This is a genomic window from Kitasatospora paranensis (genome assembly GCF_039544005.1).
Lineage (GTDB): Bacteria > Actinomycetota > Actinomycetes > Streptomycetales > Streptomycetaceae > Kitasatospora > Kitasatospora paranensis.
On sequence record NZ_BAABKV010000001.1, the window covers coordinates 3,831,597 to 3,855,365 of the forward strand.

At 73.3% G+C, this 23,769-nt stretch carries 24 protein-coding genes and 2 pseudogenes; 12 read left to right on the forward strand and 14 right to left on the reverse strand.

The genetic code is table 11. The annotated features are described in order from the left end of the window. Positions 1 to 105: 105 nt before the first annotated feature. The 4 genes and pseudogenes from mqnE to ABEB13_RS18390 all read right to left on the reverse strand — a co-directional run. Positions 106 to 1,253, reverse strand: a pseudogene (gene mqnE / locus ABEB13_RS18375) (aminofutalosine synthase MqnE); the annotation flags it as partial. 109 nt (positions 1,254 to 1,362) lie between these two features. Next, complete coding sequence (locus ABEB13_RS18380) at positions 1,363 to 2,325, reverse strand: threonine ammonia-lyase (protein ID WP_345706362.1); 963 nt, start codon at positions 2,323 to 2,325, stop codon at positions 1,363 to 1,365. Positions 2,326 to 2,366: 41 nt separating this feature from the next. After that, positions 2,367 to 2,828 (reverse strand): Lrp/AsnC family transcriptional regulator, encoded by a 462-nt coding sequence (locus tag ABEB13_RS18385; protein ID WP_100889694.1) that lies wholly within the window; start codon positions 2,826 to 2,828, stop codon positions 2,367 to 2,369. A gap of 120 nt (positions 2,829 to 2,948) precedes the next feature. Then, the gene (locus ABEB13_RS18390; protein ID WP_345706363.1) at positions 2,949 to 3,587 is read right to left on the reverse strand and encodes a UbiX family flavin prenyltransferase; all 639 of its coding nucleotides are present in this window, start codon (positions 3,585 to 3,587) and stop codon (positions 2,949 to 2,951) included. Positions 3,588 to 3,686: 99 nt separating this feature from the next. On the opposite strand from ABEB13_RS18390, the gene ABEB13_RS18395 reads away from it, so the two are divergent. Together ABEB13_RS18395 and ABEB13_RS18400 are read left to right on the forward strand one after the other, a co-directional pair. Next, positions 3,687 to 4,433 (forward strand): cyclase family protein, encoded by a 747-nt coding sequence (locus ABEB13_RS18395; protein WP_345706364.1) that lies wholly within the window; start codon positions 3,687 to 3,689, stop codon positions 4,431 to 4,433. 49 nt (positions 4,434 to 4,482) lie between these two features. Next, a complete protein-coding gene (locus tag ABEB13_RS18400) occupies positions 4,483 to 5,193 on the forward strand; it encodes an MOSC domain-containing protein (RefSeq protein WP_345706365.1) in 711 nt (236 codons plus the stop codon). A gap of 28 nt (positions 5,194 to 5,221) precedes the next feature. Here the strand turns inward: ABEB13_RS18400 and ABEB13_RS18405 are convergent, their stop codons facing one another. Beyond that, positions 5,222 to 5,878: a DUF1906 domain-containing protein gene (locus ABEB13_RS18405; RefSeq protein WP_345709719.1), complete on the reverse strand. Its 657-nt coding sequence runs from the start codon at positions 5,876 to 5,878 to the stop codon at positions 5,222 to 5,224. A 78-nt stretch (positions 5,879 to 5,956) separates the two neighbouring features. Between ABEB13_RS18405 and ABEB13_RS18410 the strand changes: the two genes are divergently transcribed. Continuing rightward, positions 5,957 to 6,283, forward strand: coding sequence for a hypothetical protein (locus tag ABEB13_RS18410; RefSeq protein WP_345706366.1), 327 nt, complete (start codon positions 5,957 to 5,959; stop codon positions 6,281 to 6,283). 82 nt (positions 6,284 to 6,365) lie between these two features. Here ABEB13_RS18410 and ABEB13_RS18415 read toward each other — a convergent pair whose 3' ends face one another. Then, positions 6,366 to 6,743, reverse strand: a complete 378-nt coding sequence (locus ABEB13_RS18415; RefSeq protein WP_345706367.1) for a VOC family protein — start codon at positions 6,741 to 6,743, stop codon at positions 6,366 to 6,368. A gap of 267 nt (positions 6,744 to 7,010) precedes the next feature. On the opposite strand from ABEB13_RS18415, the gene ABEB13_RS18420 reads away from it, so the two are divergent. The 6 genes from ABEB13_RS18420 (at position 7,011) to ABEB13_RS18445 (ending at position 13,749) form a co-directional block, all read left to right on the forward strand. After that, complete coding sequence (locus ABEB13_RS18420) at positions 7,011 to 7,763, forward strand: GntR family transcriptional regulator (RefSeq protein WP_345706368.1); 753 nt, start codon at positions 7,011 to 7,013, stop codon at positions 7,761 to 7,763. A gap of 12 nt (positions 7,764 to 7,775) precedes the next feature. Continuing rightward, entirely contained in the window at positions 7,776 to 8,003 is a 228-nt protein-coding gene (locus tag ABEB13_RS18425) for a 4Fe-4S dicluster domain-containing protein (RefSeq protein WP_345706369.1), read from the forward strand. Positions 8,004 to 8,014: 11 nt separating this feature from the next. Continuing rightward, entirely contained in the window at positions 8,015 to 9,412 is a 1,398-nt protein-coding gene (locus ABEB13_RS18430; RefSeq protein WP_345706370.1) for an ABC transporter substrate-binding protein, read from the forward strand. Continuing rightward, entirely contained in the window at positions 9,409 to 10,269 is an 861-nt protein-coding gene (locus tag ABEB13_RS18435) for an ABC transporter permease (RefSeq protein WP_345706371.1), read from the forward strand. Before ABEB13_RS18430 ends, ABEB13_RS18435 begins: the two co-directional genes overlap by 4 nt. After that, positions 10,266 to 10,991 carry an ABC transporter ATP-binding protein gene (locus tag ABEB13_RS18440; protein ID WP_345706372.1) on the forward strand — a complete coding sequence of 242 codons (726 nt, stop codon included), beginning with the start codon at positions 10,266 to 10,268 and terminating at the stop codon, positions 10,989 to 10,991. Before ABEB13_RS18435 ends, ABEB13_RS18440 begins: the two co-directional genes overlap by 4 nt. Before the next feature lie 73 nt (positions 10,992 to 11,064). After that, on the forward strand, positions 11,065 to 13,749 hold the full coding sequence (locus ABEB13_RS18445; RefSeq protein WP_345706373.1) for a fumarate reductase/succinate dehydrogenase flavoprotein subunit: 2,685 nt from the start codon (positions 11,065 to 11,067) through the stop codon (positions 13,747 to 13,749). Between the two features lie 19 nt (positions 13,750 to 13,768). Here the strand turns inward: ABEB13_RS18445 and mqnP are convergent, their stop codons facing one another. Together mqnP and ABEB13_RS18455 are read right to left on the reverse strand one after the other, a co-directional pair. Continuing rightward, the gene (mqnP, locus tag ABEB13_RS18450) at positions 13,769 to 14,671 is read right to left on the reverse strand and encodes a menaquinone biosynthesis prenyltransferase MqnP (protein WP_345706374.1); all 903 of its coding nucleotides are present in this window, start codon (positions 14,669 to 14,671) and stop codon (positions 13,769 to 13,771) included. After that, the gene (locus ABEB13_RS18455; RefSeq protein ID WP_345706375.1) at positions 14,668 to 16,125 is read right to left on the reverse strand and encodes a menaquinone biosynthesis decarboxylase; all 1,458 of its coding nucleotides are present in this window, start codon (positions 16,123 to 16,125) and stop codon (positions 14,668 to 14,670) included. Before ABEB13_RS18455 ends, mqnP begins: the two co-directional genes overlap by 4 nt. 89 nt (positions 16,126 to 16,214) lie before the next feature. Between ABEB13_RS18455 and ABEB13_RS18460 the strand changes: the two genes are divergently transcribed. The 3 genes from ABEB13_RS18460 (at position 16,215) to ABEB13_RS18470 (ending at position 18,893) form a co-directional block, all read left to right on the forward strand. After that, on the forward strand, positions 16,215 to 16,625 hold the full coding sequence (locus ABEB13_RS18460) for a PLD nuclease N-terminal domain-containing protein (RefSeq protein WP_345706376.1): 411 nt from the start codon (positions 16,215 to 16,217) through the stop codon (positions 16,623 to 16,625). A gap of 398 nt (positions 16,626 to 17,023) precedes the next feature. Continuing rightward, positions 17,024 to 18,625 carry an acyl-CoA carboxylase subunit beta gene (locus ABEB13_RS18465; RefSeq protein ID WP_100889680.1) on the forward strand — a complete coding sequence of 534 codons (1,602 nt, stop codon included), beginning with the start codon at positions 17,024 to 17,026 and terminating at the stop codon, positions 18,623 to 18,625. Between the two features lie 58 nt (positions 18,626 to 18,683). After that, positions 18,684 to 18,893 (forward strand): acyl-CoA carboxylase subunit epsilon, encoded by a 210-nt coding sequence (locus ABEB13_RS18470; protein WP_345706377.1) that lies wholly within the window; start codon positions 18,684 to 18,686, stop codon positions 18,891 to 18,893. A gap of 56 nt (positions 18,894 to 18,949) precedes the next feature. Here the strand turns inward: ABEB13_RS18470 and ABEB13_RS18475 are convergent, their stop codons facing one another. From ABEB13_RS18475 to ABEB13_RS18500, 6 genes and pseudogenes are all read right to left on the reverse strand, one after another. Continuing rightward, positions 18,950 to 19,354, reverse strand: coding sequence for a hypothetical protein (locus ABEB13_RS18475; protein WP_345706378.1), 405 nt, complete (start codon positions 19,352 to 19,354; stop codon positions 18,950 to 18,952). A gap of 84 nt (positions 19,355 to 19,438) precedes the next feature. Next, positions 19,439 to 20,566, reverse strand: coding sequence for a c-type cytochrome biogenesis protein CcsB (ccsB, locus tag ABEB13_RS18480; protein ID WP_345706379.1), 1,128 nt, complete (start codon positions 20,564 to 20,566; stop codon positions 19,439 to 19,441). A gap of 3 nt (positions 20,567 to 20,569) precedes the next feature. Continuing rightward, positions 20,570 to 21,265: a cytochrome c biogenesis ResB family protein gene (locus tag ABEB13_RS18485; RefSeq protein ID WP_345709720.1), complete on the reverse strand. Its 696-nt coding sequence runs from the start codon at positions 21,263 to 21,265 to the stop codon at positions 20,570 to 20,572. After that, positions 21,244 to 22,290 (reverse strand): cytochrome c biogenesis protein ResB, encoded by a 1,047-nt coding sequence (gene resB, locus ABEB13_RS18490; protein WP_345706380.1) that lies wholly within the window; start codon positions 22,288 to 22,290, stop codon positions 21,244 to 21,246. Before resB ends, ABEB13_RS18485 begins: the two co-directional genes overlap by 22 nt. A gap of 2 nt (positions 22,291 to 22,292) precedes the next feature. Further along, the gene (locus ABEB13_RS18495; protein ID WP_345706381.1) at positions 22,293 to 23,069 is read right to left on the reverse strand and encodes a cytochrome c biogenesis CcdA family protein; all 777 of its coding nucleotides are present in this window, start codon (positions 23,067 to 23,069) and stop codon (positions 22,293 to 22,295) included. Next, positions 23,066 to 23,663, reverse strand: a pseudogene (locus tag ABEB13_RS18500) (TlpA family protein disulfide reductase). Before ABEB13_RS18500 ends, ABEB13_RS18495 begins: the two are co-directional and overlap by 4 nt. Positions 23,664 to 23,769 lie beyond the last annotated feature (106 nt).

Here is a 23,769-nt window from a genome sequence, read left to right on the forward strand (position 1 = left end):
CGCCCCCGGGCCGCGCCGGGGGCGCGCCCCGGGCATGGCGAGGGCCCGCCGACGGTGCGTCGGCGGGCCCGGTGACCTTGCCGCAGGGGCGTCAGAGGCGCATCGCCTGGGGGTCTCGCGGCGCGTCAGGTCCGGCCCGTCGTACTCGCGGATGATCTCGTAGCGGGTGTTGCGCTCGACCGGGCGGAAGCCCGCGTCGCGGATCAGGTCGAGCAGGTCGTCGCGGCCGAGCTTGTTCGGGGTGCCGAAGTTGTCCGCGTCGTGGGTGATCTTGTACTCGACCACCGAGCCGTCCATGTCGTCCGCGCCGTGGCTGAGCGCGAGCTGGGCGGTGGTCACGCCGTGCATCACCCAGAAGACCTTGACGTGCGGCACGTTGTCGAACAGCAGCCGGGAGACGGCGAAGGTCTTCAGCGCCTCGGCGCCGGTCGCCATCTCGGTGCGCTCCATCAGGCGGTTGCGGACGATGCCGTCCTTGGAGTCGTGGAAGTCGTGCTGGTAGCGCAGCGGGATGAAGACCTGGAAGCCGCCGGTCTCGTCCTGCAGCTCCCGCAGTCGCAGCACGTGGTCGACCCGGTGCCGGGGCTCCTCGATGTGCCCGTACAGCATGGTGCACGGGGTCTTGAGGCCCTTCTCGTGCGCCAGTCGGTGGATCCGCGACCAGTCCTCCCAGTGGGTCTCGTGGTCGACGATGTGCTGGCGGACCTCCCAGTCGAAGATCTCCGCGCCGCCGCCGGTGAGCGACTCCAGGCCGGCGTCGATCAGCTCGTCCAGGATCTCGGAGGCGGACAGGCCGCTGATCTTCTCGAACCAGTGGATCTCGGTGGCGGTGAAGGCCTTCAGCGAGACGTTCGGCAGGGCCTGCTTCAGCTCCCGCAGCGAACGCGGGTAGTAGCGCCACGGCAGGGTCGGGTGGAGGCCGTTGACGATGTGCAGCTCGGTGAGGGAGTCGACCTCCATCGCCTTGGCGAGGCGGACGGCCTCCTCGATGCGCATGGTGTAGGCGTCCTTCTCCCCGGCTTGCGCTGGAAGGAGCAGTACGCGCAGGAGGCGGCGCAGACGTTGGTCATGTTGAGGTGGCGGTTGACGTTGAAGTGGACGACGTCGCCGTTCTTCTGCGTCCGCACGTGGTGCGCCAGGCCGCCCAGCCAGGCCAGGTCGTCGCTCTCGTAGAGGGCGATACCGTCCTCGCGGGTCAACCGCTCGCCCGAGTGGACCTTCGCCTCCAGCTCGCGCTTGAGCCCTGCGTCCATGCGGTGAACCGCCTCTCGTACCTGCCGAAACAATGCCGGAACCGAGCCTACGCCTCACGACGGCGGGGCTGCCCGCAGGGGCGCGGCCGAGCGCGCCCCTGCCGCCGGATCAGCGCGCCAGCAGTTCGGCCAGCAGGGCGGGCTCGATGTTGCCGCCGCTCACCACGGCCGCCGCGACACGGCCGCCGACCTCGTCGGCGCGGTGGAACCAGCCGGCCGCCGCGACCGCGCCGGACGGTTCGGCGACCAGGCGGCCGCGCCGGGCGAGCAGCGCCACGGTGTCGCGGATCTCGTCCTCGGAGACGGTGACGATGTCGTCCACATAGGCCGTCAGGTGCCGGAACGGCAGCACCCCGACGGTCGGGGTGCGCAGCCCGTCCGCGATCGTCCGGTAGGTGTCCTCGACCGGCCAGGACAGGTGCTCGCCGGCCCGCAGGCTGGCCTGGGCGTCGGCGGCGAGCTCCGGTTCGACGCCGACGACCCGGACGCCCGGGCAGGTCAGCTTGAGGGCCGCGGCCGTGCCGGAGATCAGTCCGCCGCCGCTGACCGGCACGAGCACGGTGTCCAGCTCGTCCGGGGCGTCCTCGCCGATCTCCAGGCCGACGGTGCCCTGCCCGGCGATGATGTACGGGTCGTCGTACGGGGGCACCCAGACGTAGCCGTGCCGCTCGACCAGTTCGGCGGGCAGGGTGTCGCGCTCGCCTGGGGCGACCAGGATCACCTCGGCGCCGAAGGCCCTCGTGTTGTCGACCTTGACCCCGGGCGAGGTGTCCGGCATGACGATGACGGCCTTGATGCCGAGCAGGCCGGCCGCGTAGGCGACCGCCTGCGCGTGGTTGCCGCTGGACTGCGCGACGACGCCGCGGGCGCACTCCTCGGCGGTCATCGCCGCCAGCCGGTTGTAGGCGCCGCGCAGTTTGAAGGCGCCGGTCGGCTGGAGGCTCTCCGGCTTCAGCCAGAGCCGCCGGTCCCCGGTCGCCGCCCAGGGGCAGGGCAGCAGCGGGGTGCGCACGGCCACCCCGGCGATCCGCCGCTGGGCGGCGCGCAGCTCCTCCAGGCCGATCAGCGCCATGTCGTCCGTCCCTCCCCTGCCCGGTCCTCCGCGGACCTCGGTCATTCGCCGGTCGTCAGCGGGAGTTCGCTGACCCGGTTCTCCCACTTGGTCGAGAGCACCACGGTCGTCCGGGTGCGGGCCACGCCCTTCGTCCCGGAGAGCCGCTTGACGACCGATTCCAGGCCCTCCACGTCGGGGACGCGGACCTTGAGCATGTACGAGTCGTCGCCGGCGATGAACCAGCAGTCCTCGACCTCGGGGAGGTCCTTCAGCCGGTGCGCGACGTCCTCGTGGTCTGCTGCGTCGGTCAGTTGAAGACCGATCAGGGCGGTGACGCCGAAGCCCAGCGACGCCGGGTTGACCGTCGCGCGGTAGCCGGTGATGACGCCGGCCTGCTCCAGTCGGTTGATGCGGTCCGTGACGCTTGGCCCCGACAGGCCGACGAGTCGGCCCAGCTCGGCGTACGAGGCACGGCCGTTCTCCCGGAGCGCCTGGATGAGCTGTCTGTCCACCGTGTCCATATGCCTGCCAGCGTCCTTCCGAACCTCACCCGACCCAGAGATCATTATCCGGATTCGAAGGCGGCGTGCGCGGATCAACCCGGATATCGCAAAGAACATACTCTCCCGGTCCGCGCCGTCTCACTCTGCCCGGCCCGCCGCTCCCAGTTCGCCCTCCCAGCGCCGGTACAGGGTGTGCGGCACCCCGACCGCGTCCAGCACCCGGCCGGCCACGAAGTCCACCAGTTCACGGGCGGTCGAGCCGCCCGCGTAGAAGCCCGGCGAGGCGGGCAGTACGACGGCGCCCTGCGCGTCGAGCTCGACCAGGTGCTTGAGCGTCACCCCATTGAGCGGCGTCTCGCGCAGGCACACGACCAGCGGACGGCGCTCCTTGAGGGTGACGCTCGCGGCGCGCTGGAGCAGGTCCTTGCTCAGGCCCAGCGCGATGCCGGCGACGGCGCCGGTGGTCGCGGGGACGACGAGCATGCCCTTGGCCGGGTAGGAGCCGGACGACGGGCCGGCCGCGAAGTCCCCGGCCGGCCAGTACCGGACGTCACCGGGCGCGGCGCCGAGCCAGGCCGTCAGGTCGTCGTGCCAGTGCGCGTCGCGGAACGCGATGCCCGTCTCGTCGAGGATGGTCAGCCGGGCGGCCCGGCTGACCACCAGGTCGACCGCCTCGCCCGCCGCGAACAGCGCGCGGAGCACCGATGCCGCGTACGGCGTCCCGGACGCCCCGGAGACTCCCACCACCCAGGGCCTGCGTACCTGCTGATCACTCATGCACCCGACCCTAGAGCTTGTCCTCCGGATCCTGCCGGACGGGACCCGGAGGGCGGACACCGCTGCGGCGGACGGGCCCGGCGGGGCAGGATGGACGGCATGGCCGAGACGCTGATCGACCTCACCCATCCGGTCACCACGGGCATGCCGGTCTACCCCGGCGACCCGGAGGTGGCGCTCGCGGCGGCGCTGACCACCGACACGGCCGGGGTCAACGTGCTGCGGCTGCACCTGGGTTCGCAGTCCGGGACACACGTGGACGCGCCGTACCACGTGGACGTGACCTGGCCGACCCTGGACGGGCTGCCGCTGGAGCTGTTCACCGGGCCGGCGGTGGTCGCGGACCTGCGGGGGCTGGAGCCGCGGACGGCGGTGACGGCCGCCAGGCTCGGGCCGGCGCTGGCACTGGCGGCGCTGACCCCAGGCGCGATGCTGCTGCTGGCGACCGGCTGGCCCCGGCACTGGGGCAGCGACCACTACCTGGCGCACCCCTATCTGACGCCGGAGGCGGCGGAGGCGATCGTGGCGGCCGGCATCCGGACGGTCGGCCTGGACGCCCTGTCGGTGGACCCGACGCCGGAGCCCGGACCCGCCGATCCGGGGGTGGCGGCCCTGCTGGCGGAGCTGGCGGACGAACACGACCCGGCCGCCGAGCAGCCGACGCTGGCGGCCCATCGGGTGCTGCTGGGCCGTCCGGGCGGCGGGGTGATCGCCGAGAACCTGACCGATCTGACGCCGCTGCTGGCCGCTCAGGAAGCGGGCGCGCCGATCGCGGTGTCGCTGTTCCCGCTGCGACTGGCGGCGGCGGACGGGGCCCCGGTGCGGGCGGTCGCGCGGATCGGCTGACAACCGATAGGTCTAGACCATGCCGCCGGTGCGCCGCTACGCTCGGCGCATGGCAGAGATCTCGGGAGTCGTGGAGCGGATCTGGCGCTATCCGGTGAAGTCCACCGGCGGCGAACGGCTCGACTCCGTCGAGGTGGACGGGCGCGGCCTCGCCGGTGACCGGCTCTACGCCGTCCGGGACACCTCCGGCAGGCTCGGCTCCGGCAAGACCACCCGGCGCTTCCGCCGGATGGACGGCCTGCTGCGGCTCGGCTCCCGGCTCGGCCAGCGGCTCGACGCCCCCGAGCTGCTCGACCCGCTCGGCGGCCCGGTCGAGGACCCGGATGCCTTCCTCCGCGCCTACCTGGAACGCGACGACGTCGCGCTGGCGCGGGAGGACGCCGTGTCGCACTTCGACCAGCTGCCGGTCTCGGTGCTCACCACCGCCACCCTGGACTGGGTCCGGGAGGCACTGCCCGGCACCGTGGTGGACGAGCGGCGCTTCCGCCCGAACGTCCTGCTGCGCACCCCGGCGGGCACCCCGCCGTTCGTCGAGGACACCTGGTTCGGCCGGGAGGGCCGGGTGCGCGGCGGCGTCCGGCTGGCCTTCGTCCGGGCCAGCGAGCGGTGCGCGATGAGCGGCGTCGCCCAGCCCGGGCTGCCGCACGCCCCCGAGATCCTCAAGGCCGTCGTGCGGGAGCACGACGGCCGGCTGGACGCACTGGCCACCGTCGCCCGCCCGGGGCGGCTCCGGGTGGGCGACGCCCTGCTGCTGACCTGAACCCTCCCGGCCCCGGCCGGGGCCGGGCTCAGCCGACGACGGCGACCGGCGCGTCCCAGGCGCTGCGGTCGACGGTGACGCCCGCACCGCCGTACGTCTCGCGCTGGTTGACCTGGTACTGGTGGCCGCGGCGGTGCCCGGAGAACAGGCCAGCCGCGTACGGGAAGCTGCCGCTGGTGTCGGCGGCGCCGTCGTACTTGGCGTACCAGAGGGCCTCCGGCAGGTCCGGCGCGCCCTGCGCGGCCGCCTTCGCGATCCCCGCCGCGCTGGAGGACGCGAAGCCGTAGAACCCCGACCGGTACGAGCGGGCCCGCACCGCCCGGGTGAAGGCCTGGGTGTAGGTCAGCACGGCGTCCGCGCAGGCGGTGTCCGCCGTGTTGTACGCCTCCACGTCCAGGTACAGCGCGCTGCCGGCCCGCATCCCCAGCGCCGAGGCCTTCGCCACCGCGTCCGCGCCGTCGGACGCCCCCAGCGCGGACGCCGTCGCGGCGGTGATCCGCTCCGGGCTGCTGCCGGTCTGGCACGGCGGCTGCGCACCCACGTACAGCGGGATCAGCTTCCAGCCCGCGGCGCTGACGGCGCGCACCCAGGAGGCGGTCAGCTGCGGCTGGGCGCAGCCGCGGTTGCGGCCGCCCACGTAGACCGCGGCCGCGCCGTACGGGGAGGTGCCGCGCCAGGCGTTCATGGTCGCCAGTGGCGGCGCCGTGCAGGTGTCGAAGGCCAGCCCGGTGAACACGCCCCCGAGGACGTCCCGACCGGCGCCGTGCGGGCCCCGGGGGACGCCGGGGCGGACGCGGATCCGGACGCCGCCGAGGCCGACGCCGATCCCGAGGGCGACCCGGACGGCGAGGCCGAGGCCGAGGCCGACGCCGACGCGGACCCGGACGCCGAGGCGGAGGCCGACGGCGCCGCCGCGTCGCCGGCCGCGGCCGCGTCGGTGACGGCCCCGGCCGGCGCGGCCTGCGAGCCGCCGGGCTCGGCGCAGGCGCTCAGCAGGGCACAGCCGGCCAGCAGGCCGGCGGCGGAGAGTGCGGCGGCGCGGCGGCGCACGGGACGGCCCTTCGGCACGGAGATCCTCCCGGGTGGGTGACGAGCCGTCGGCCATCGACCGGCGACGGTCCGAACACCTATCACCCGCCCTCCGGGGCCGGTGCACCACCCCCGCCCCGAGGCTAGGCCTGGCGGGCGAGCACCAGGCAGAAGGGGTGCCCCGCCGGATCGGTGCAGACCCGCCAGCCGCGGTCGCCGGTCTGCGGGACGGCGCCCAGTTCGACCGCCCGCCGCTCGGCCTCGTCGAGGTCCGCCACCTCGACGTCGAGATGCAGCTGCTGCGGGTGCGCCGGGTCCGGCCACATCGGCGGCCGGTAGTCCTCGACGCGCTGGAAGGCGAGCACCTCCCCGCCGGGCAGGTGCACCGTCGACCACTCGTCGTCCAGCGACCAGCGCGGGTCGGGACGGTCGACCTCGCCGCCGAGCAGGGCGGCGTAGAAGTGCGCCAGACCAGCGGGGTAGTGGCAGTCGAGCACCACGCACTGCAGCTTTCCGATCACGGGTACCACTCCTCGGAGGTTCGTCGGCCGGTGCCGTTCGCGTTTCCAGCATCCATCGCGGCATGCCGCCCGGGCCGGAGGACATCCGCGGCGGGTGGCGGTTCGCCCGCCCGGAGTCCCGTCCGCGCAGGTGGGCCGGGGCGCGGACGGGCCGTCAGGTGGCGTAATGCTGCGGCAACCCGGACGCCATCGGTGCGGCCCTAGGGTTCAGGCCGAAGCCGCCGCCCACCGGCCGCCCGGCCGCCACCGACCTCCGGAGCACCCGCGATGACCAGCGAGAACACCGCCCGCCCCGGCGTCCGGCGGCTGCGCGCCGACCGGGCCCGGCAGGTCGCGGACGTGCTGCGGCAGCAGGTGCTCGGCGGTACGTACAAGGACGGCGCGCTGCCGCACGAGGAGCAGCTGGCCCAGGAGTTCGGGGAGTCCCGGAACACCGTCCGGCAGGCCCTGGACCTGCTGCGCACCGAGGGCCTGGTGCGCCGGGTGCCCGGCTCGGGGACGCTGGTGGTCGCCGACAAGGTGCCGCACGGCCTGAACCGGCTGCAGGGCCTCGCCGAGACCCTGCACGAGCACGGCGAGGTGGTCAACGAGGTCCGCGCCTTCGGGCCCGTCCGCGCGCCCGGCCCGGTGGCCCGGCGCCTGGGCCTGCCGGATGGCGCGGACGTGGTGTACGTGGAGCGGCTGCGCCGCCTCAACGGGCTGCCGCTCTCCCTCGACCTGACCTATCTGGCGCCGGACGTCGGCGCCGCGCTGGACGCCGCCGACCTCGCGCACACCGATGTGTTCCGGCTGATCGAGGAGGTCACCGGGCAGCCGCTCGGGGCGGCCGACATCACCCTGGAGGCGGTCAACGCCGACGCGCACTCCGCCACCGTCCTGGAAGTCCCGCGCGGCGCCGCCCTGCTGATGCTGGAGCGGCTGACCGCGCTGGCCGACGGCCGGCCCGTCGACCTCGAATACGTCCGCTTCCGCGGCGACCGGCTCACCATGCAGGGCCGGCTGCTGCGCGACCTCCCCTAGGAGCCCGCCGCCATGGCGCTCGCCGACCACCGCACCGACGTCCCCGTGACCATCGACGCCTCGCTCTGCATCGACGGCTGCACGCTCTGCGTCGAGATGTGCCCGCTGGACTCGCTGGCCATCGACCCGGACACCGACAAGGCCTACATGCACGTCGACGAGTGCTGGTACTGCGGCCCGTGCGCCGCCCGCTGCCCCACCGGCGCGGTCACCGTCAACATGCCCTACCTGCTGCGCTGAGGAGCCCCCGGATGCCCCGCCGCCCCGCCGCCCGCCCGCTGAGACCACTGCTCGCCGCCGTGCTGCTGGCCGCCGCCACCGCCGGCTGCTCCTCGGCCGCGGCCTCCGACGCCACCGTCCAGGTGGTGGTCGGCTACCAGTCCAAGACCATCAACACCGTCACCGCCGGCACCCTGCTGCGCGCCCAGGGGTACTTCGAGCAGCAGCTCGCCGCCCAGGGGCGCAAGGACGGCACCACGTACAAGGTGGTCTGGCAGGACTACGACTCCGGGGCGCCGATCACCGCCCAGATGCTCGCCGACAAGATCGACATCGGGTCGATGGGCGACTATCCGCTGCTGATCAACGGGTCGCGGGCCCAGGAGGCCGGCGGCGACGGCACCCGGCTCGTCTCGGTCACCGGGTACAACCTGCTCGGCGCGCTGAACGGCGTGGTCGTCCCGAACGCCTCGCCCGCGCACACCCTGGCCGACCTGAAGGGCAAGCGGGTGTCCACCTCGGTCGGTTCCGCCGCCGACGGCACCCTCGTCCAGGCGCTGCGCAGGGCCGGGGTGCCCGACGACGGCATCCGCAAGCAGAACCAGCAGCCCGCGGTCGGCGCCTCCGCGCTCAAGGCGGGCAGCGTGGACGCGCTCGCCCAGTTCGTGGCCTGGCCGGGCGCGGTGGTCTTCGCCGGGGACGGCCACCTGCTGTACGACGGCGCCGCGCTCGGCCGGCCCACCCTGCACGGCGTGGTGATCCGGCAGAGGTTCGGCAGCCGGCACCCCGCGGTGGTGCAGGCCTTCCTGCGCGCCCAGGAGGACGCCACCCGCTACCTCGACGAGCACCCGCTGGACGCCAGCCGCAAGGTCGCCGATGCCACCGGCCTGCCGCCGGAGGTCGTCCACCTCTACAACGGCCCGAACGGCATCGCTACCTTCAACCTCGCGCTGCGGCCCGAACTGGTGGAGGCGTTCCGCCAGGACGTGCCCTTCCTGAAGTCCGTCGGCGTGCTCAAGGCCCTGGACGTCGAGAAGTTCGTCGACCCGTCGTACCTGCGGACGGCCGCCCTGCCGGACGTCCCGCCCGCGCGGATCACCGGCACCGACGAGACCTGCGGCCGGCCGGCCGACGACCCGAAGCAGGCCGGCGAGATCTGGTACCAGGGCGAGGACAGCACCCACCCGGCCGCCGACCCGGGCTGCCTGCTGCGCGCCGTACGGGCCGCCCGCACGGCCGGGAAGAAGCTCCGCGCCGCGTACGTCCCGGACGCCGCCACCGGCACCCGCTGGTTCGCCGACAAGGACCACTGGGTCCGCGACGGCAGCGCCCTGCTCCCCTTCACCACCGAGGACGGCGCCCGCGGCTACCTCGCCGCCCACCCCGGGGCGACCGCCCTGACCTGGGACGAAGCCCTGGCGGCGGCATGAGTACCGCCGTCCGGCCGGCCCCGGCGCCACCGCGCGCGGCCGGGCCCACCACGCCTCGGCGCCCCGGCCGGGCCGGCCGACGGGCCGTCCGCGCCCTCGCCCTGGCCGCCTTCGTCGGGCTCTGGCAGCTGCTGACGGCGCAGCAGGTCCGACTGTGGGTGCGCTTCGACCACCTGCCGACGGCCGTGCAGGTGTGGCACGCCTTCGGGCAGCAACTGGGCACCGGCGCGTACTGGCAGGACCTGGCGGAGAGCCTGCGGCGGATCGGCCTCGGCTTCCTGCTGGCCGCCGTCCTGGGGGTGGCCGTGGGGGTGCTGACCGCCCGGTCGCGGTCGGCCGCCGACCTGCTCGGGCCGGTGCTGGAGCTGATCCGGCCGATCCCGGCGATCGCCCTCGTCCCGGTCGCGATCATGCTCTTCCCCGAGAACGAGCAGGGCATCGTCTTCATCACCTGCACCGCCGCGTTCTTCCCGGTCACGGTCTCCACCCGGCACGCCGTGCGGGCGGTGCCGCCGCGCTGGGAGGAGGCGGTGCGCACGATGGGCGGCGGCCGCCTGCGGGTGCTGCGCAGCGTGGTGCTGCCGGCCGCCCTGCCGGGTGTCGTCGGCGGGCTGTCGGTGGGCATCGGGGTGTCCTGGATCTGCGTGATCTCCGCCGAGATGGTCTCCGGCCAGTACGGGGTCGGCTACCGCACCTGGCAGGCGTACACGGTGCTCGACTACCCGGGGGTGTTCGTCGGCATGGCCACCATCGGCCTGCTGGGCCGGCTCACCTCCGGGGCCGTCGAGCTGGTCGGGCGCCGGCTGACCGCATGGCTGCCGCCGCGTGCGGCCGACGGACCGGAGGACGGGCGATGAGCCTGCGACTGACCGCCCGGGGGCTGAGCCTCGGCCACCCCGGGCACCCGGTGCTGGACGGGGTCGACCTGGACGTCTCCCCCGGCGAGGTGCTGACCGTGGTCGGCGCCTCCGGCGGCGGCAAGTCCACCCTGCTGCGGGCCCTCGCCGGGCTACTGCGGCCCACCGGGGGTGAGCTGCTCGCGGGCGGCGAGCCGCTGCGCGGCCCCGGCGCCGAGCGGGCGCTGGTGTTCCAGGACGACGGCCTGCTGCCCTGGCGCAGCGTCCGCCGCAACGTCGAACTGCCGCTGGCCGTCCGCCGGGTACCGCGGGCCGAACGGCGGGCCCCGGCCGCCGAGTGGATCCGCCGGGTGGGCCTGGACGGTCTCGCGGAGCGGCTGCCGCGGGAGCTGTCGGGCGGTCAGCGCCAGCGGGTCCAGCTGGCCCGCGCGCTGGTGGGCGCGCCGCGGGCGGTGCTGATGGACGAGCCCTTCGGCGCGCTGGACGCGCAGACCCGGGGCGCGATGCAGCAGTTGCTGCTGACGGTGTGGGAGCAGCAGCGCTGCACCGTGGTGTTCGTCACCCACGACGTCGACGAGGCGCTGCTGCTCGGCGACCGGGTCGCCGTCCTCGGCGGCGGCACCCTGGCCGCCGTCCACGAGGTGCCGCACGCCCGGGACGCCGCCCGGCGCGACGACCCGGCAGTGCTGCGCCTGCGCGAGGCCGTCCTCGGCGGCCTGTAGGGCCTGCCCGGCAGGCCCGGACGCCGCCCCACCCACCATCCACCCACCCACCCACCCGCGAGAGAGAAACCCGATGGAGATCCCCGACCTCGCCGACGCCCGTCGGCTGGAGTGCGACGTGCTGGTGATCGGCGGCGGTACCGCCGGCACGATGGCCGCGATCACCGCCGCCGAGGCCGGCGCCGACGTGCTGCTGCTGGAGAAGGCCCACGTGCGGCACTCCGGGGCGCTGGCCATGGGCATGGACGGCGTGAACAACGCCGTCATCCCGGGCCGGGCCGAACCGGACGACTACGTCGCCGAGATCACCCGCGCCAACGACGGCATCGTCGACCAGCGCACCGTCCGGCAGACCGCCGTCCGCGGCTTCGCCATGGTGCAGCGGCTGGAGCGGTACGGCGTGAAGTTCGAGAAGGACGAGCACGGCGAGTACCAGGTGCGGCAGGTCCACCGCTCCGGCAGCTACGTGCTGCCGATGCCGGAGGGCAAGGACGTCAAGAAGGTGCTGTACCGGGTGCTGCGGGAGCGCCGGATGCGCGAGCGGATCACGATCGAGAACCGGGTCATGCCGGTGCGGGTGCTCACCGCGGACGGCCGGGCCGTGGGCGCGGCCGGCTTCGACACCCGCAGCGGGGAGTTCGTCACCGTCCGGGCGGGCGCGGTGGTGCTGGCCACCGGCCCGTGCGGCCGGCTCGGCCTGCCCGCCAGCGGCTACCTGTACGGCACCTACGAGAACCCGACCAACGCGGGCGACGGCTACGCGATGGCGTACCACGCCGGTGCCGAGCTGACCGGCATCGAGTGCTTCCAGATCAACCCGCTGATCAAGGACTACAACGGCCCGGCGTGCGCGTACGTCGCCAACCCGTTCGGCGGCTACCAGGTGAACCGGCACGGCGAGCGGTTCGTCGACTCCGACTACTGGTCCGGGCAGATGATGGCCGAGTTCGCGGCCGAGCTGGGCTCCGACCGCGGGCCGGTCTACCTGCGGACCACGCACCTGCCGGAGGAGACCGTGCAGGCGCTGGAGACGATCCTGCACACCACCGAGCGGCCCAGCCGCGGCACCTTCCACGCCGGCCGCGGCCACGACTACCGCACCCACGACGTGGAGATGCACATCTCCGAGATCGGCCTGTGCGGCGGGCACTCGGCGAGCGGGGTGCGGGTGGACGAGAACGCCGCCACCACCGTGCCGGGCCTGTACGCGGCCGGCGACCTGGCGTCGGTGCCGCACAACTACATGATCGGCGCGTTCGTCTTCGGCGACCTGGCCGGCAGCCACGCCGTCGCCCATCTGCCCACCGAACGCGCCGAGCTGCCGGACGACCAGGTGAAGGCCGCGCACGAGCTGGTCTACCGGCCGCTGCGCAACCCGGACGGCCCGCCGCAGCCGCAGGTCGAGTACAAGCTGCGCCGGTTCGTCAACGACTACGTGGCGCCGCCGAAGACGGGGGCCCGGCTGTCGGTGGCCCTGGAGCACTTCGAGCGGATGCGCGGCGAGATCGCCGCGATGGGCGCCCGCACCCCGCACGAGCTGATGCGGGCCGTCGAGGTCGACTTCATCCGGGACTGCGCCGAGATGGCCGCCCGGTCCTCGCTGGCCCGCGAGGAGAGCCGCTGGGGGCTGTACCACGACCGCGTCGACCACCCCGGGCGGGACGACCGGCGGTGGTTCCGCCACCTCGACCTGCGCCGCACCGCGGACGGCGCGATGGAGTTCCTGACCCGGCCGGTGGCGCCCTACCTCGTCCCGGTGGAGGGCCTGGAGCCGCCCGCCGGGGAGAGTGTCCTGATCGGCGAGGTGCATCCGATCCCGGTCGGCCGGGCCGGCACCGGCGTCGTCGCCGCACCGGCGCAGGCCCCGGCCGCGGCCACGGCCTCGGCCTCGGCCTCGCCGCGGGTGCTCGACCTGCTGCGGCTGGCCGAGGCGCAGCCGTCGCTGGAGGCGCTGGCGCCCTACCTGCACGATGCCGCGGCCGACGTGCGGAGGACGGCCGTCGCGGTGCTGACCGAGAGCGCGCCGGCGGGCACCGGGCCGGCCCTGACGGTCGCGCTCGGCGACCCGGACGAGCGCGTCCGGGCGGCCGCGGTGGCGGGCCTGCGCGAGCTGGTGGAGGTGCTGGACGGCGGTCTGGGCACCGCCCTGGCAGCGCATGCCGGGTCGGCCGACCCGGTGGTGCGGGCCGGGGTCCTGGACCTGTCGCGGGCCCTGCGGACGGGCGGCCCGGAGCTGTACGCGGCCGCGCTGGCCGACCCCGCGGTGCCCGTCCGGCTGCAGGCCGTCCGGGGGCTGGTCGCCCTGGACGACGCGGCTGCGCTGGCGGCCGCCGCCGGCGACGGCGCCCGCGAGGTCCGGGTGGCCGTCGGCGAGGGGCTCGGCACCGTCGGGGACGGCGCCGCCGAGCCCGTCCTGCTCGTCCTGGCGGCCGACCCCGACCCGCTGGTCCGGGCCGCCGCCTACCAGGGCGCGGCGGGCATCGGCTGCCCGCCGGCGCTGGCCGCGCTGGCCGCCGTGCCGGACGAGGCCTGGCAGGTCCGCAAGGCGGCGGCCACCGCCCTGGGTGCGGCGGCCGCCGTGGGCCCGCTGACGGCCCTGCTCGGCGACACCGACGCCGACGTCCGCAAGTCCGCCGTCCGGGCGCTGGCCGCGCACACCGGCGACCCGGTGGCCGGGGCCGCGCTGCGCGAGCGGCTCGCCGACTCGGACGCGGACGTCCGCGCCTACGCCAGGCTGGCGCTGCGGGCGGCGGGCTGACGGGCCGCCCCACGGCCGGTCAGATCCGCAGGCCCCGGGTGATCAGGTCGAGCAGGGCGAAGGCGAACAGCGAGATGCCCACGAAGCCGTTGGTGGTGAAGAACGCCCGGTTGAGCCGGGAGAGGTCACCGGGCTTCACGATGGAGTGCTCGTAGACGAAGGCGCAGGCCACCACGAGGAGGCCGACCCAGAAGGCCGGGCCGGCGTCGGTGAGGACGGCGTACCAGGCGAGCAGCGCGGTGGTGACGGCGTGGCAGGCCCGGGCGCCGTACAGCGCGGCGGGGATGCCGAAGCGGGCGGGCACCGAGCGGACGCCCTCGGCGCGGTCGGCGGCGACGTCCTGGCAGCCGAAGATCAGGTCGAAGCCGCCGATCCAGACGCCGACGGCCAGGCCCAGCACGACCGCCTCCCACGACCAGCTGCCGGTGACCGCCAGCCAGGCACCGACCGGGCCCATCGCCTGGGCGAGGCCGAGGATGGCGTGCGGGAAGTCGGTGAACCGCTTGCCGTACGGGTAGACCACCATCGGCACGACGGCGACCGGGGCGAGCGCCAGGCAGAGCGGGTTGAGCAGGGCCGCGGCGCCGAGGAAGACGACCAGGGCGACGGCGGAGCCGACGTAGGCGGTGCGCAGCGAGACGGCGCCGGTGACGAGTTCGCGGCCGGCGGTGCGGGGGTTCCGGGCGTCGATCTCGCGGTCGATGATCCGGTTGGCGGCCATGGCGAAGGTCCGCAGGCCGACCATGCAGACGGTGACGACGAGCAGTTCGCCCCAGTGCACCCGGCGGTCGGCCAGGAACATCGCGGTCAGCGCGGCGATGTACGCGAAGGGCAGGGCGAAGACCGAGTGCTCGATCATGACCAGGCGCAGGAACGCCTTGATCCTGCCGGGCGGGACCTCGTATGCGGCGGCCGTGGTCACAGCCCGTACTCCTTCCAGCGCTTGGTCACCAGGGCGGCGGTCGCGGGGTCGGAGGCGACCATCTCGGGCCAGCCCCCGTCGCGGGTGTAGCCCTCCTCGGGCAGCTTGCGGGTGGCGTCGATACCGGCCTTGCCGCCCCAGAACTGCTGGTAGGAGGCGTGGTCGAGGTGGTCGACCGGGCCCTCGACGACGACCAGGTCGCGGCTGTAGTCGGTGTTGCCGAGCGCCCGCCAGGCGACCTCGTGGTAGTCGTGCACGTCGCAGTCGGCGTCCACCACGACGATCAGCTTGGTCAGCGACATCATGTGGGCGCCCCAGATGGCGTGCATCACCTTCTGGGCGTGCTTCGGGTACTTCTTGTCGATCGAGACGATCACGCAGTTGTGGAAGCCGCCGGCCTCGGGCAGGTCGTAGTCGACGATGTCCGGGATGATGATCTTCAGCAGGGGCAGGAAGAACCGCTCGGTGAACTTGCCCAGCGGCCCGTCCTCGGTCGGCGGCCGGCCCACCACGATCGACTGGAGCAGCGGCCGGCGGCGCATCGTCACGCAGTCGATGGTCAGCGCGGGGAACGGCTCCTGCGGCGTGTAGAAGCCGGTGTGGTCGCCGAACGGCCCCTCCGGCAGCATCTCGCCGGGCTCCAGCCAGCCCTCCAGCACCACCTCGGCGTCGGCCGGGACCTGCAGCGGGACGGTCCTGCAGTCGACCATCCGCACCCGCTCGCCGGCCACGAAGCCCGCGAACAGGTACTCGTCGATGTCGCCCGGCAGCGGCGCGGTGGCCGCGTAGGTGACGGCGGGCGGGCAGCCGAAGGCGATCGCGACCGGCAGCCGCTCGCCGCGCTTGGCGGCGACCGCGGCGTGGTTGCGGCTGTCCTTGTGGATCTGCCAGTGCATGCCGATGGTCCGCCTGTCGTGGCGCTGCAGGCGGTACAGGCCGAGGTTGCGGGTGCCGCTGTCCGGGTCCTTGGTGTGGGTGAGGCCCAGGTTGAAGAACGAGCCGCCGTCCATCGGCCAGGTGAAGAGCGCGGGCAGCTTCTCCAGGTCGACGTCGTCGCCGGTGAGCACCACCTCCTGCACGGGCGCGTCGCCGGACTTCACGTGCCGCGGCGGCACGTGCGCCATGGAGGCGAGCTTGCCGAAGGCGTCCCGGAAGCCGGTGAAGCCCTGCGGCAGCTCGGGCTTGAGCAGGCCGGCGATCTTCTCGGAGATGTCGTCGGGCGACTTCAGGCCGAGTGCCTTGGCCAGCCGCCGCTCGGTGCCGAAGACGTTCATCGCCAGCGGCATGTCGGAGCCCTTGACGTTCTCGAAGAGCAGGGCCGGGCCCTTGGCCTTCTGGACCCGGTCGACGATCTCCCCGACCTCCAGATACGGGTCCACCTCGGTCTTGATCCGCTTGAGGTCGCCCTCCCGCTCCAGGGCGCGGAGGAAGGAGCGGAGATCGTCGTATGCCATGCCAGTCAGTATCCGCCACCGGTTACCCTGGCCCCGCCAAGGGCCCGTGTTCTGCCACTGCTCCGCTGTTCCCCGGGGGGACGACCGTCGTGCTGCGCATCCTGCCGCTGCTTCTCCTGCTCGCGCTCTGGGTATGGGCGTTCATCGACTGCCTGACCGCCCCGGAGGAGGAGGTCCGCCACCTGCCCAAGGTGGTGTGGATCGTGATCGTGCTGCTCTTCCCGCTGGTGGGCTCGATCGCCTGGCTGGCGGCGGGGCGCCGGCGCGGCGGCGTCCGGCGGGCCGGCGCACCGTCCAGCGCCCGGCCGGGCGACGCCTTCGGTGCGGGCCGTCCGGCGCCGGTCTTCGTCGCCCCGGACGACAACCCGGAGTTCCTCGCGTCCCTCGACCGGTCCAACCGGCAGGACGAGGATCGGCTCCGGCAGTGGGAGGCCGACCTGCGCCGCCGCGAGGAGCAGCTGCGCCGAAAGGACGAGCCCGGGGACGACCCGCAGGGCTGATCCCGATTTGGCGCTTCCCTACCATCCACGCCCCGGCCGCCGGGCGGCCCGGCACGCCCGCGGACGGGCCGGGGATCCGGTGCACACGGCCGTCGCGGCCCGTCCGGCCCAGCCGTCGCACCGGGGCTGACCTGGCGCTTCCGGCCCTCGATCGGACCGGGTGAACGGGCTTTCGACAGCCCGGCCGGCCCTCGGCGGATCCCGCCCGAACGGCCGAGCGGCCGACGTGCACTGTGAGCCCTGCACAGCTTCTGGGCCCCGACCTTGTACGGAATCGACGCCGAGCGGCGGCGGCCCGGCCTCGTAGTGTCGTAGGTGAAGAAGTGTTCGCCTCCGGAGCAGCCGCAGATCGCGGGCCGCCCTGCCGGACAGTTCCCTCACACTTGGAGTGGTTCGAGATGACGGTTCTGCACGATGCGCCGGTCGGCGGCGAGATCCCTGCGATCCCGGCCGATGCCCGCGGGCGGGTGGCGGAACTGCACGAGCTGCGGGAGCGGGTGCGTCGGGGGCCGAGCGAGAAGGCCACCGAGGCGCAGCACGCGAAGGGGAAGCTGACCGCGCGCGAGCGGATCGAGCTGCTGCTGGACGAGGGTTCGTTCCACGAGGTGGAGCCGCTGCGGCGGCACCGGGCGCAGGGTTTCGGCCTGGAGGCGAAGAAGCCGCACACCGACGGTGTGATCGTCGGGTGGGGCACGGTGCACGGCCGGACGGTCTTCACGTACGCGCACGACTTCCGGATCTTCGGCGGGGCGCTGGGTGAGGCCCACGCGCAGAAGATCCACAAGATCATGGACATGGCGATCTCGGCGGGTGCCCCGCTGGTGTCGCTGAACGACGGCGCCGGCGCCCGCATCCAGGAGGGCGTCACCGCGCTCGCCGGGTACGGCGGCATCTTCCAGCGCAACACCAAGGCGTCCGGGGTGATCCCGCAGATCTCCGTGATGCTCGGCCCGTGCGCCGGTGGCGCCGCCTACTCCCCGGCCCTGACGGACTTCGTGTTCATGGTCCGCGAGACCTCGCAGATGTTCATCACCGGCCCGGACGTGGTGCAGGCGGTGACCGGCGAGAAGATCTCGCAGAACGGCCTGGGCGGTGCGGACGTCCACTCCGCGACGTCGGGCGTGTCGCACTTCGTGTACGACGACGAGCAGTCGTGCATCGAGGAGGTCCGCTACCTGCTGTCGCTGCTGCCGCAGAACAACCGCGAGATGCCGCCGGCGACGGCGGTGGACGACCCGGTCGAGCGGCGGTGCGAGTCGCTGCTGGACCTCGTGCCCGCGGACGGCAACCGGCCCTACGACATGCGCAAGGTCATCGAGGAGGTCGTCGACCACGGCGAGTTCCTGGAGGTCCACGAGCGCTGGGCGACCAACGTGATCGTGGCGCTGGCGCGGATCGACGGGCACGTGGTCGGGATCGTGGCGAACCAGCCGCAGTCGCTGGCCGGCGTGCTGGACATCAACGCCTCCGAGAAGGCCGCGCGCTTCGTGCAGATGTGCGACGCGTTCAACATCCCGATCGTGACGCTGCTGGACGTGCCCGGCTTCCTGCCGGGCGTCGACCAGGAGCACGGCGGGATCATCCGGCACGGCGCGAAGCTGCTGTACGCGTACTGCAACGCCACCGTGCCGCGCATCTCGCTGATCCTGCGCAAGGCGTACGGCGGCGCGTACATCGTGATGGACTCCCGCTCGATCGGCGCGGACCTGTCGTTCGCCTGGCCGACGAACGAGATCGCGGTGATGGGCGCGGAGGGCGCCGCCAACGTGATCTTCCGCCGGGACATCGCCGCCGCGGAGGACCCGGAGGCGATGCGCGCACAGAAGATCAAGGAGTACAAGAGCGAGCTGATGCACCCGTACTACGCGGCCGAGCGCGGCCTCGTCGACGACGTCATCGACCCCGCCGAGACCCGCGAGGTGCTCGCCGCCTCCCTGGCCATGCTCCGCACCAAGCACGCCGACCTGCCGAGCCGGAAGCACGGCAACCCGCCGATGTAACCCGCCGTTGCACCGCCCGGAACCCGTCAGACTTCACCATGGGGGAGAAACAAGGACCATGAGCGCTTCCGCCGAATCCCTTGTCCGTATCGTCCGCGGCTCGCTGACCGACGAGGAGCTGGCCGCCCTGACCGCCGTCCTGCTCAGCCGGGCCGCCGCCGCCCAGCAGGCCCGGGCCGCCCGGTCCGTCGAGCCGATCGCCAGCTGGCAGCGCCTGGAGCGCCGCCCGGCCTACTACTCCCCCGTCAGCTGGCAGCAGGCCGCCTGACGACACGTGGGGCCCCGTGCGCACCGCACGGGGCCCCACGTCGTCTCCCGGGCCGCTCAGGCCGCCACCAGGGCGGCCGGGCGGCCCGCGTGCATGGTGGACAGGTGCTCGGCCAGCAGCTGCGGGTCCTGGCCCAGCCAGAGCCGCACGGCCGCGCCGAGCATCACGCAGGACGAGCCCAGCCGCACCCCGGTGGTCTGCGCGATCCGGGTGGTCGCCGGGACGAGCAGGTCGGCCAGCTCGGCGGGCAGCCAGACCGTCTGCGCGCACGGCGCCGGCGGCGTCAGGGCCGCCAGCAGCCGGTACGCGTCCGGGGCGCAGTGCAGACTCGGCAGGACGTCCAGCAGCCCGTCCGCGACGACCTCGGAGACGTCGCTGCGGTGGCCCTGCGCGAGCCGTCGGAGCAGCGCTCTCTCCGCAGTGGTGATCCGGACGGTCAGCATGACCTCTTCGCTCTCCATGGCGGCCCCTCCTCGCGGCTTGCTGGACGTCCTGGTCAACGACCGGACGGGCGGTACCTCACGGTCCGGTGACCCCGGGCGGGGTCAGACTCCGGCGTACGAGTGCTTCCCGGTGACGAAGATGTTCACTCCGTAGTAGTTGAACAGCCAGCAGGCGAAGGCCAGCAGCGCCAGGTAGGCGGCCTTGCGGCCGCGCCAGCCGGCGGTGGCCCGGGCGTGCAGGTAGCAGGCGTAGGCGACCCAGGTGATGAACGACCAGGTCTCCTTCGGGTCCCACTCCCAGTACTTGCCCCACGCGGACTCGGCCCAGATGGCGCCCGCGATGATGGTGAACGTCCAGAGCGGGAAGACCAGCGCGTTGATCCGGTACGACAGCTTGTCGAGGCTGCCCGCGGCGGGCAGCCGGTGCCAGACCGTGCCGAACATGCCCAGCGGGCGCTCCTCGGCGATCCGGCGCTCGTAGGACTCCTTGCCGAGGTACAGCACGGTGACCACGAAGCCCGCGTAGAAGACGCCGCCGCAGATGATCGCGGTGGAGACGTGGATGCCCAGCCAGTACGAGTGCAGCGCCGGGACGAGCTGCTCGGAGGCGGTGTAGAGCACGGTGACGGCCAGGCCCAGGGTGAGCAGCGCGGCCAGCACGGCCGGCAGGCCGAGCCAGCGGACGTTGCGCCGGGCCACCAGCAGGCCCAGGTAGGCCAGGATCATGGTGAGGGCGAAGGCGCACGAGAACTCGTACATGTTGCCCCACGGCCAGCGCATCACCGACATGCCGCGGGAGAACACCGCGGCGGCGTGCAGCAGGGCGCCCAGGACGGTCAGCGAGACCGCGATCCGGCCGGCCAGGTCGCCCTTCTCGCTGGTGCCGGCGGCACCCGGGCCGTCCTCCGGGACGCCGTCGCCGCGGCCGCTGGTGACCACGGTGGCGCCCGCGTCGGCGAGCGCGGTGCGGGTCAGCGTGGTCGTCCCGCCGTTCGCGGTGGCGACCGTGACGGTGACGCTGCGGGCCGACTTCGCGGACTCGGCGGCGGCGGACAGGGTCTGCGCCAGGCCGCCCGACTGCTCGGCGGACCGCACCGCGACCGCGCCCTTGCTGCCGAACGTCCACTCGAAGAGGTGCGCGAACATCGCGAGGGTGTACACGGCCATCGCCGAGTAGATCAGCTTGTTGGAGAGGTCGGCCAGTTGCGGGTCGACCGAGGCGAGATTCACCGTCTACTCCTTGGAGTCCGGGTCTGCGGGGGTTGCCGGTGCGGTTGCCGCCGGTACGAGAGTGTCGGAGCCGGCCTCGTCGTCCACGGCCGGAGCGTCCGTCTGGAGGTCCACGGCGAGTTCGGCGAGCTCCTCCGCCGTCCGGGAGGAGTCGCTGCGGGCGAGCCCGGCGACCTCGACCAGGGTGACGCCGTCGGGGGTGGTGGTGGCCCGGACCCAGATCCGGCGGCGCTGGACGAAGAGCGAGCCGATCAGGCCGAGGATCGCGCAGACCGCGCCGGCCAGCGCGATCGCGTTGCCGGGGCGGTGCGAGACGGAGAACTGCGCCCACTGGCGGTACCCGTCGAAGGTGAGGGTGCCGTAGCCGTCGGGCAGCGTCCAGGTCTGGCCGGGCTTGAGCGCGGCGCTGGCCAGCTTGCCGTCCTGCTTCAGCTGGGTCAGGTGCGTGGTGTCCAGCTGGTACACGTTCTGCGGCAGGCCGGAGTCGGTGCCCAGGTCGCCGGCGTACACGGTGAGGACCAGCCGGGGGTCGGCGGCGGCCGGGAAGAGCGAGTTCCAGCCCTTGACCGGGTCGGGGGTGAGGGGCGAGGTCGGCGAGAAGATGCCGGAGAAGCCCAGCTGGGTGCGCTTGCCGTCCTTGTCGCCGTAGTCACTGATCTTGAAGACGCCGACCGAGGTCAGGTTGGAGTCCTGCGGCAGGAACGGGGTCGGGCCGGAGTAGACGACCTCTCCTTGGCGTTCCGGACGGTCGCCACCGGGGCGTAGCCGTGGCCGTTCAGGAAGACCTTGGAACCGCCGATCTCCAGCGGGTGGTTGACCTGGATGTCGCCCTTGGTGAGCTTTGCCGAGTCGCTGCCGTTCCAGTACCGGATGTGCGCGGTGAACTCGCGGGCGGTGCCGATGTCCGCGCCGGTGGTCTGGTAGCGGGCGGTGAAGTTGTCCAGCTTGAAGCCGAAGGGGGCGAGGTCGTCGGTGGTGTAGAACCGCGTGCCCTTGAAGTCGTCGAGCTGGGTGGTGGTGTTGGCGAAGCCCTGGCCCTCGATGACGATCTTGCTGCCGGTGCCGCTGGCCAGGCTGGCCCAGGCGAAGCCGGTCAGCAGGGCGAACAGCGAGAAGTGGAAGAGCAGGTTGCCGACCTCGCGCAGGTAGCCCTTCTCGGCGGCCACCGCGCCGCCGGCGAGGTCGGCCCGGAAGCGGCGGCGCTTCAGCAGCCGGTGCGCGGCGGCGGCGACCGCCTCCGGGTCGGCGTCGGTGCGCCAGGCCGCGTAGACCGGCATCCGGGTCAGGTTGCGCGGGGCCGCCGGCGGCTGGGCCCGCAGTACCCCGACGAACTGCCAGGTGCGCGGGACGATGCAGCCCGCCAGCGAGACGAACAGCAGGATGTAGATCGAGGAGAACCACACCGAGCTGTACACGTGGAACAGCTGGAGCTTCTCGTAGATTGGGGAAATGCCCTTGTGCGCGGCCTTCCAGGTCTCGACCTTGAAGGAGTCCTCGCTCTCCTGCGGGATCAGCGAACCGGGGATGGCCGCCAGCGAGAGCAGGAAGAGCAGGATCAGTGCGACCCGCATCGAGGTCAGCTGCCGCCACGTCCAGCGCAGCCAGCCCCAGAGTCCTATGCCGACCGGGGTGTCCGCGGCGGAGTCCTCGGGGGCGGTGCTCATGCGCTCGACGGAGGCGTCGGCGGTCTCGTCCTCGGCGGGGCCGGTCCTGGTGTCACTCACGGTCAGATTCCGATCGAGAAGTCGTCGGTCAGGTACTGCATCTGCTGCACCATCGCGTCCCACGCACCCGTGACCAGCAGCACGCCGACGACGACGAGCATCCCGCCGCCGATCCGCATCACCCACTGGTAGTGCTGCTTGACCCAGCCGAAGGCGCTCAGGGCCTTCCGGAAGGCCAGCGCGGCCAGGACGAACGGTACGCCGAGTCCGGCGCAGTACACCGTCATCAGCAGGGCGCCGCGCCCGGCGCTGGCCTGCTCGGCCGAGAGGTTCAGGATCGCGGCGAGGGTCGGGCCGATGCACGGCGTCCAGCCGACGCCGAAGACGATCCCCAGCAGCGGGGCGCCCACCAGCCCGATCGCCGGCCGGCGGTGCGAGCGCAGCTCCCGCATGGTGAAGCCGGGCATCAGCCCCATGAAGGCCAGGCCCATCAGGATGGTCAGCACGCCCAGCACCGTGTCGATGAGCCGGGTGTGGTCCTTCAGGACGTTGCCGAACTGCCCGAACAGGGCGCCGGTCGAGACGAAGACGGCGGTGAAGCCGGCCACGAACAGGAGCGAACCGAGCAGCATGCGCCCCCGCTTGGCGCCCCTCGCGTCGGAGAGGTCGGCGGCGGAGAAGCCGGTGACGTAGCTGAGGTAGCCGGGCACCAGCGGCAGCACGCAGGGCGAGAGGAAGGAGAGCAGGCCGGCGGCCAGCGCGATCGGCAGGGCCAGCAGCAGGGCGCCGCTCGCCACCGTGTCGTTGTAGCCGATGGTGCTCGCGAGGGCCGCGCTCACTTCTGCTCCGCGAGCACGGGCTTGATCATCGCCTCCAGGTCCTCGCTGGACAGCGCCCGCATCGCCCGGGCGGCCAGCTTGCCGTCCCGGTCGACCACGATGGTGGTGGGGATGGACTGCGGGTTGAGGCTGCCCTTGGGGAAGCGCAGGATCTGGGCGCCGTCCGGGTCGTAGAGGCTCGGGTAGTCGATGCCGGTCTCGTGCTCGAAGCGCACGGCGTTGGCCGGGTCGACGTCCCGGGTGTTGATGCCGAGGAACTGGACGCCCTGGGAGCGGTACTTCTGGGAGACCTGCTGGAGGTTCGCCCCTCCGCGCGGCACGGGCCGCACCAGGAGCCCCAGATGTTCAGGACGACGATCTTGCCCTTGAAGTCGGAGAGCGAGACCGGCTTGCCCTCCAGCGACTTGCCCGTGACGTCCGGCGCGGCGGTACGGCTGCCGGGGCTCGCGGTGGCGATGCCCCCTTGCCGGTGACGAAACCGGTCTTGCCGCCGCCACCCGTCGAACCGCCCGAGGAGCAGGCGGTGAGGGCGAGTGCGGCGGCCGCGCCGAGAACGGCGGCGAGGCGGAAGCGGCGGTGCGGCGTCCCAGACATGTGAAAAGTTTCGCATGGGACTTTGGGCAGATTTGAGGGGTCCGACGTTGCGCGTCGGACCCCTCTGACCTGCGGTTCCTGTACTTATGATCCGCTTAAACCGGGC

Coding starts and splice junctions, on each gene's coding strand:
- ABEB13_RS18425 (WP_345706369.1), top strand. CDS start 7,776: ATGGCGCTCGCCGACCACCGCACCGACGTCCCCGTGACCATCGACGCC.
- ABEB13_RS18395 (WP_345706364.1), top strand. CDS start 3,687: ATGGCCGAGACGCTGATCGACCTCACCCATCCGGTCACCACGGGCATG.
- ABEB13_RS18385 (WP_100889694.1), bottom strand. CDS start 2,828: ATGGACACGGTGGACAGACAGCTCATCCAGGCGCTCCGGGAGAACGGC.
- ABEB13_RS18475 (WP_345706378.1), bottom strand. CDS start 19,354: ATGGAGAGCGAAGAGGTCATGCTGACCGTCCGGATCACCACTGCGGAG.
- ABEB13_RS18445 (WP_345706373.1), top strand. CDS start 11,065: ATGGAGATCCCCGACCTCGCCGACGCCCGTCGGCTGGAGTGCGACGTG.
- ABEB13_RS18400 (WP_345706365.1), top strand. CDS start 4,483: ATGGCAGAGATCTCGGGAGTCGTGGAGCGGATCTGGCGCTATCCGGTG.
- ABEB13_RS18380 (WP_345706362.1), bottom strand. CDS start 2,325: ATGGCGCTGATCGGCCTGGAGGAGCTGCGCGCCGCCCAGCGGCGGATC.
- ABEB13_RS18430 (WP_345706370.1), top strand. CDS start 8,015: ATGCCCCGCCGCCCCGCCGCCCGCCCGCTGAGACCACTGCTCGCCGCC.
- ABEB13_RS18405 (WP_345709719.1), bottom strand. CDS start 5,878: ATGAACGCCTGGCGCGGCACCTCCCCGTACGGCGCGGCCGCGGTCTAC.
- ABEB13_RS18440 (WP_345706372.1), top strand. CDS start 10,266: ATGAGCCTGCGACTGACCGCCCGGGGGCTGAGCCTCGGCCACCCCGGG.
- ABEB13_RS18470 (WP_345706377.1), top strand. CDS start 18,684: ATGAGCGCTTCCGCCGAATCCCTTGTCCGTATCGTCCGCGGCTCGCTG.
- ABEB13_RS18420 (WP_345706368.1), top strand. CDS start 7,011: ATGACCAGCGAGAACACCGCCCGCCCCGGCGTCCGGCGGCTGCGCGCC.
- ABEB13_RS18455 (WP_345706375.1), bottom strand. CDS start 16,125: ATGGCATACGACGATCTCCGCTCCTTCCTCCGCGCCCTGGAGCGGGAG.
- ABEB13_RS18390 (WP_345706363.1), bottom strand. CDS start 3,587: ATGAGTGATCAGCAGGTACGCAGGCCCTGGGTGGTGGGAGTCTCCGGG.
- ABEB13_RS18435 (WP_345706371.1), top strand. CDS start 9,409: ATGAGTACCGCCGTCCGGCCGGCCCCGGCGCCACCGCGCGCGGCCGGG.
- ABEB13_RS18465 (WP_100889680.1), top strand. CDS start 17,024: ATGACGGTTCTGCACGATGCGCCGGTCGGCGGCGAGATCCCTGCGATC.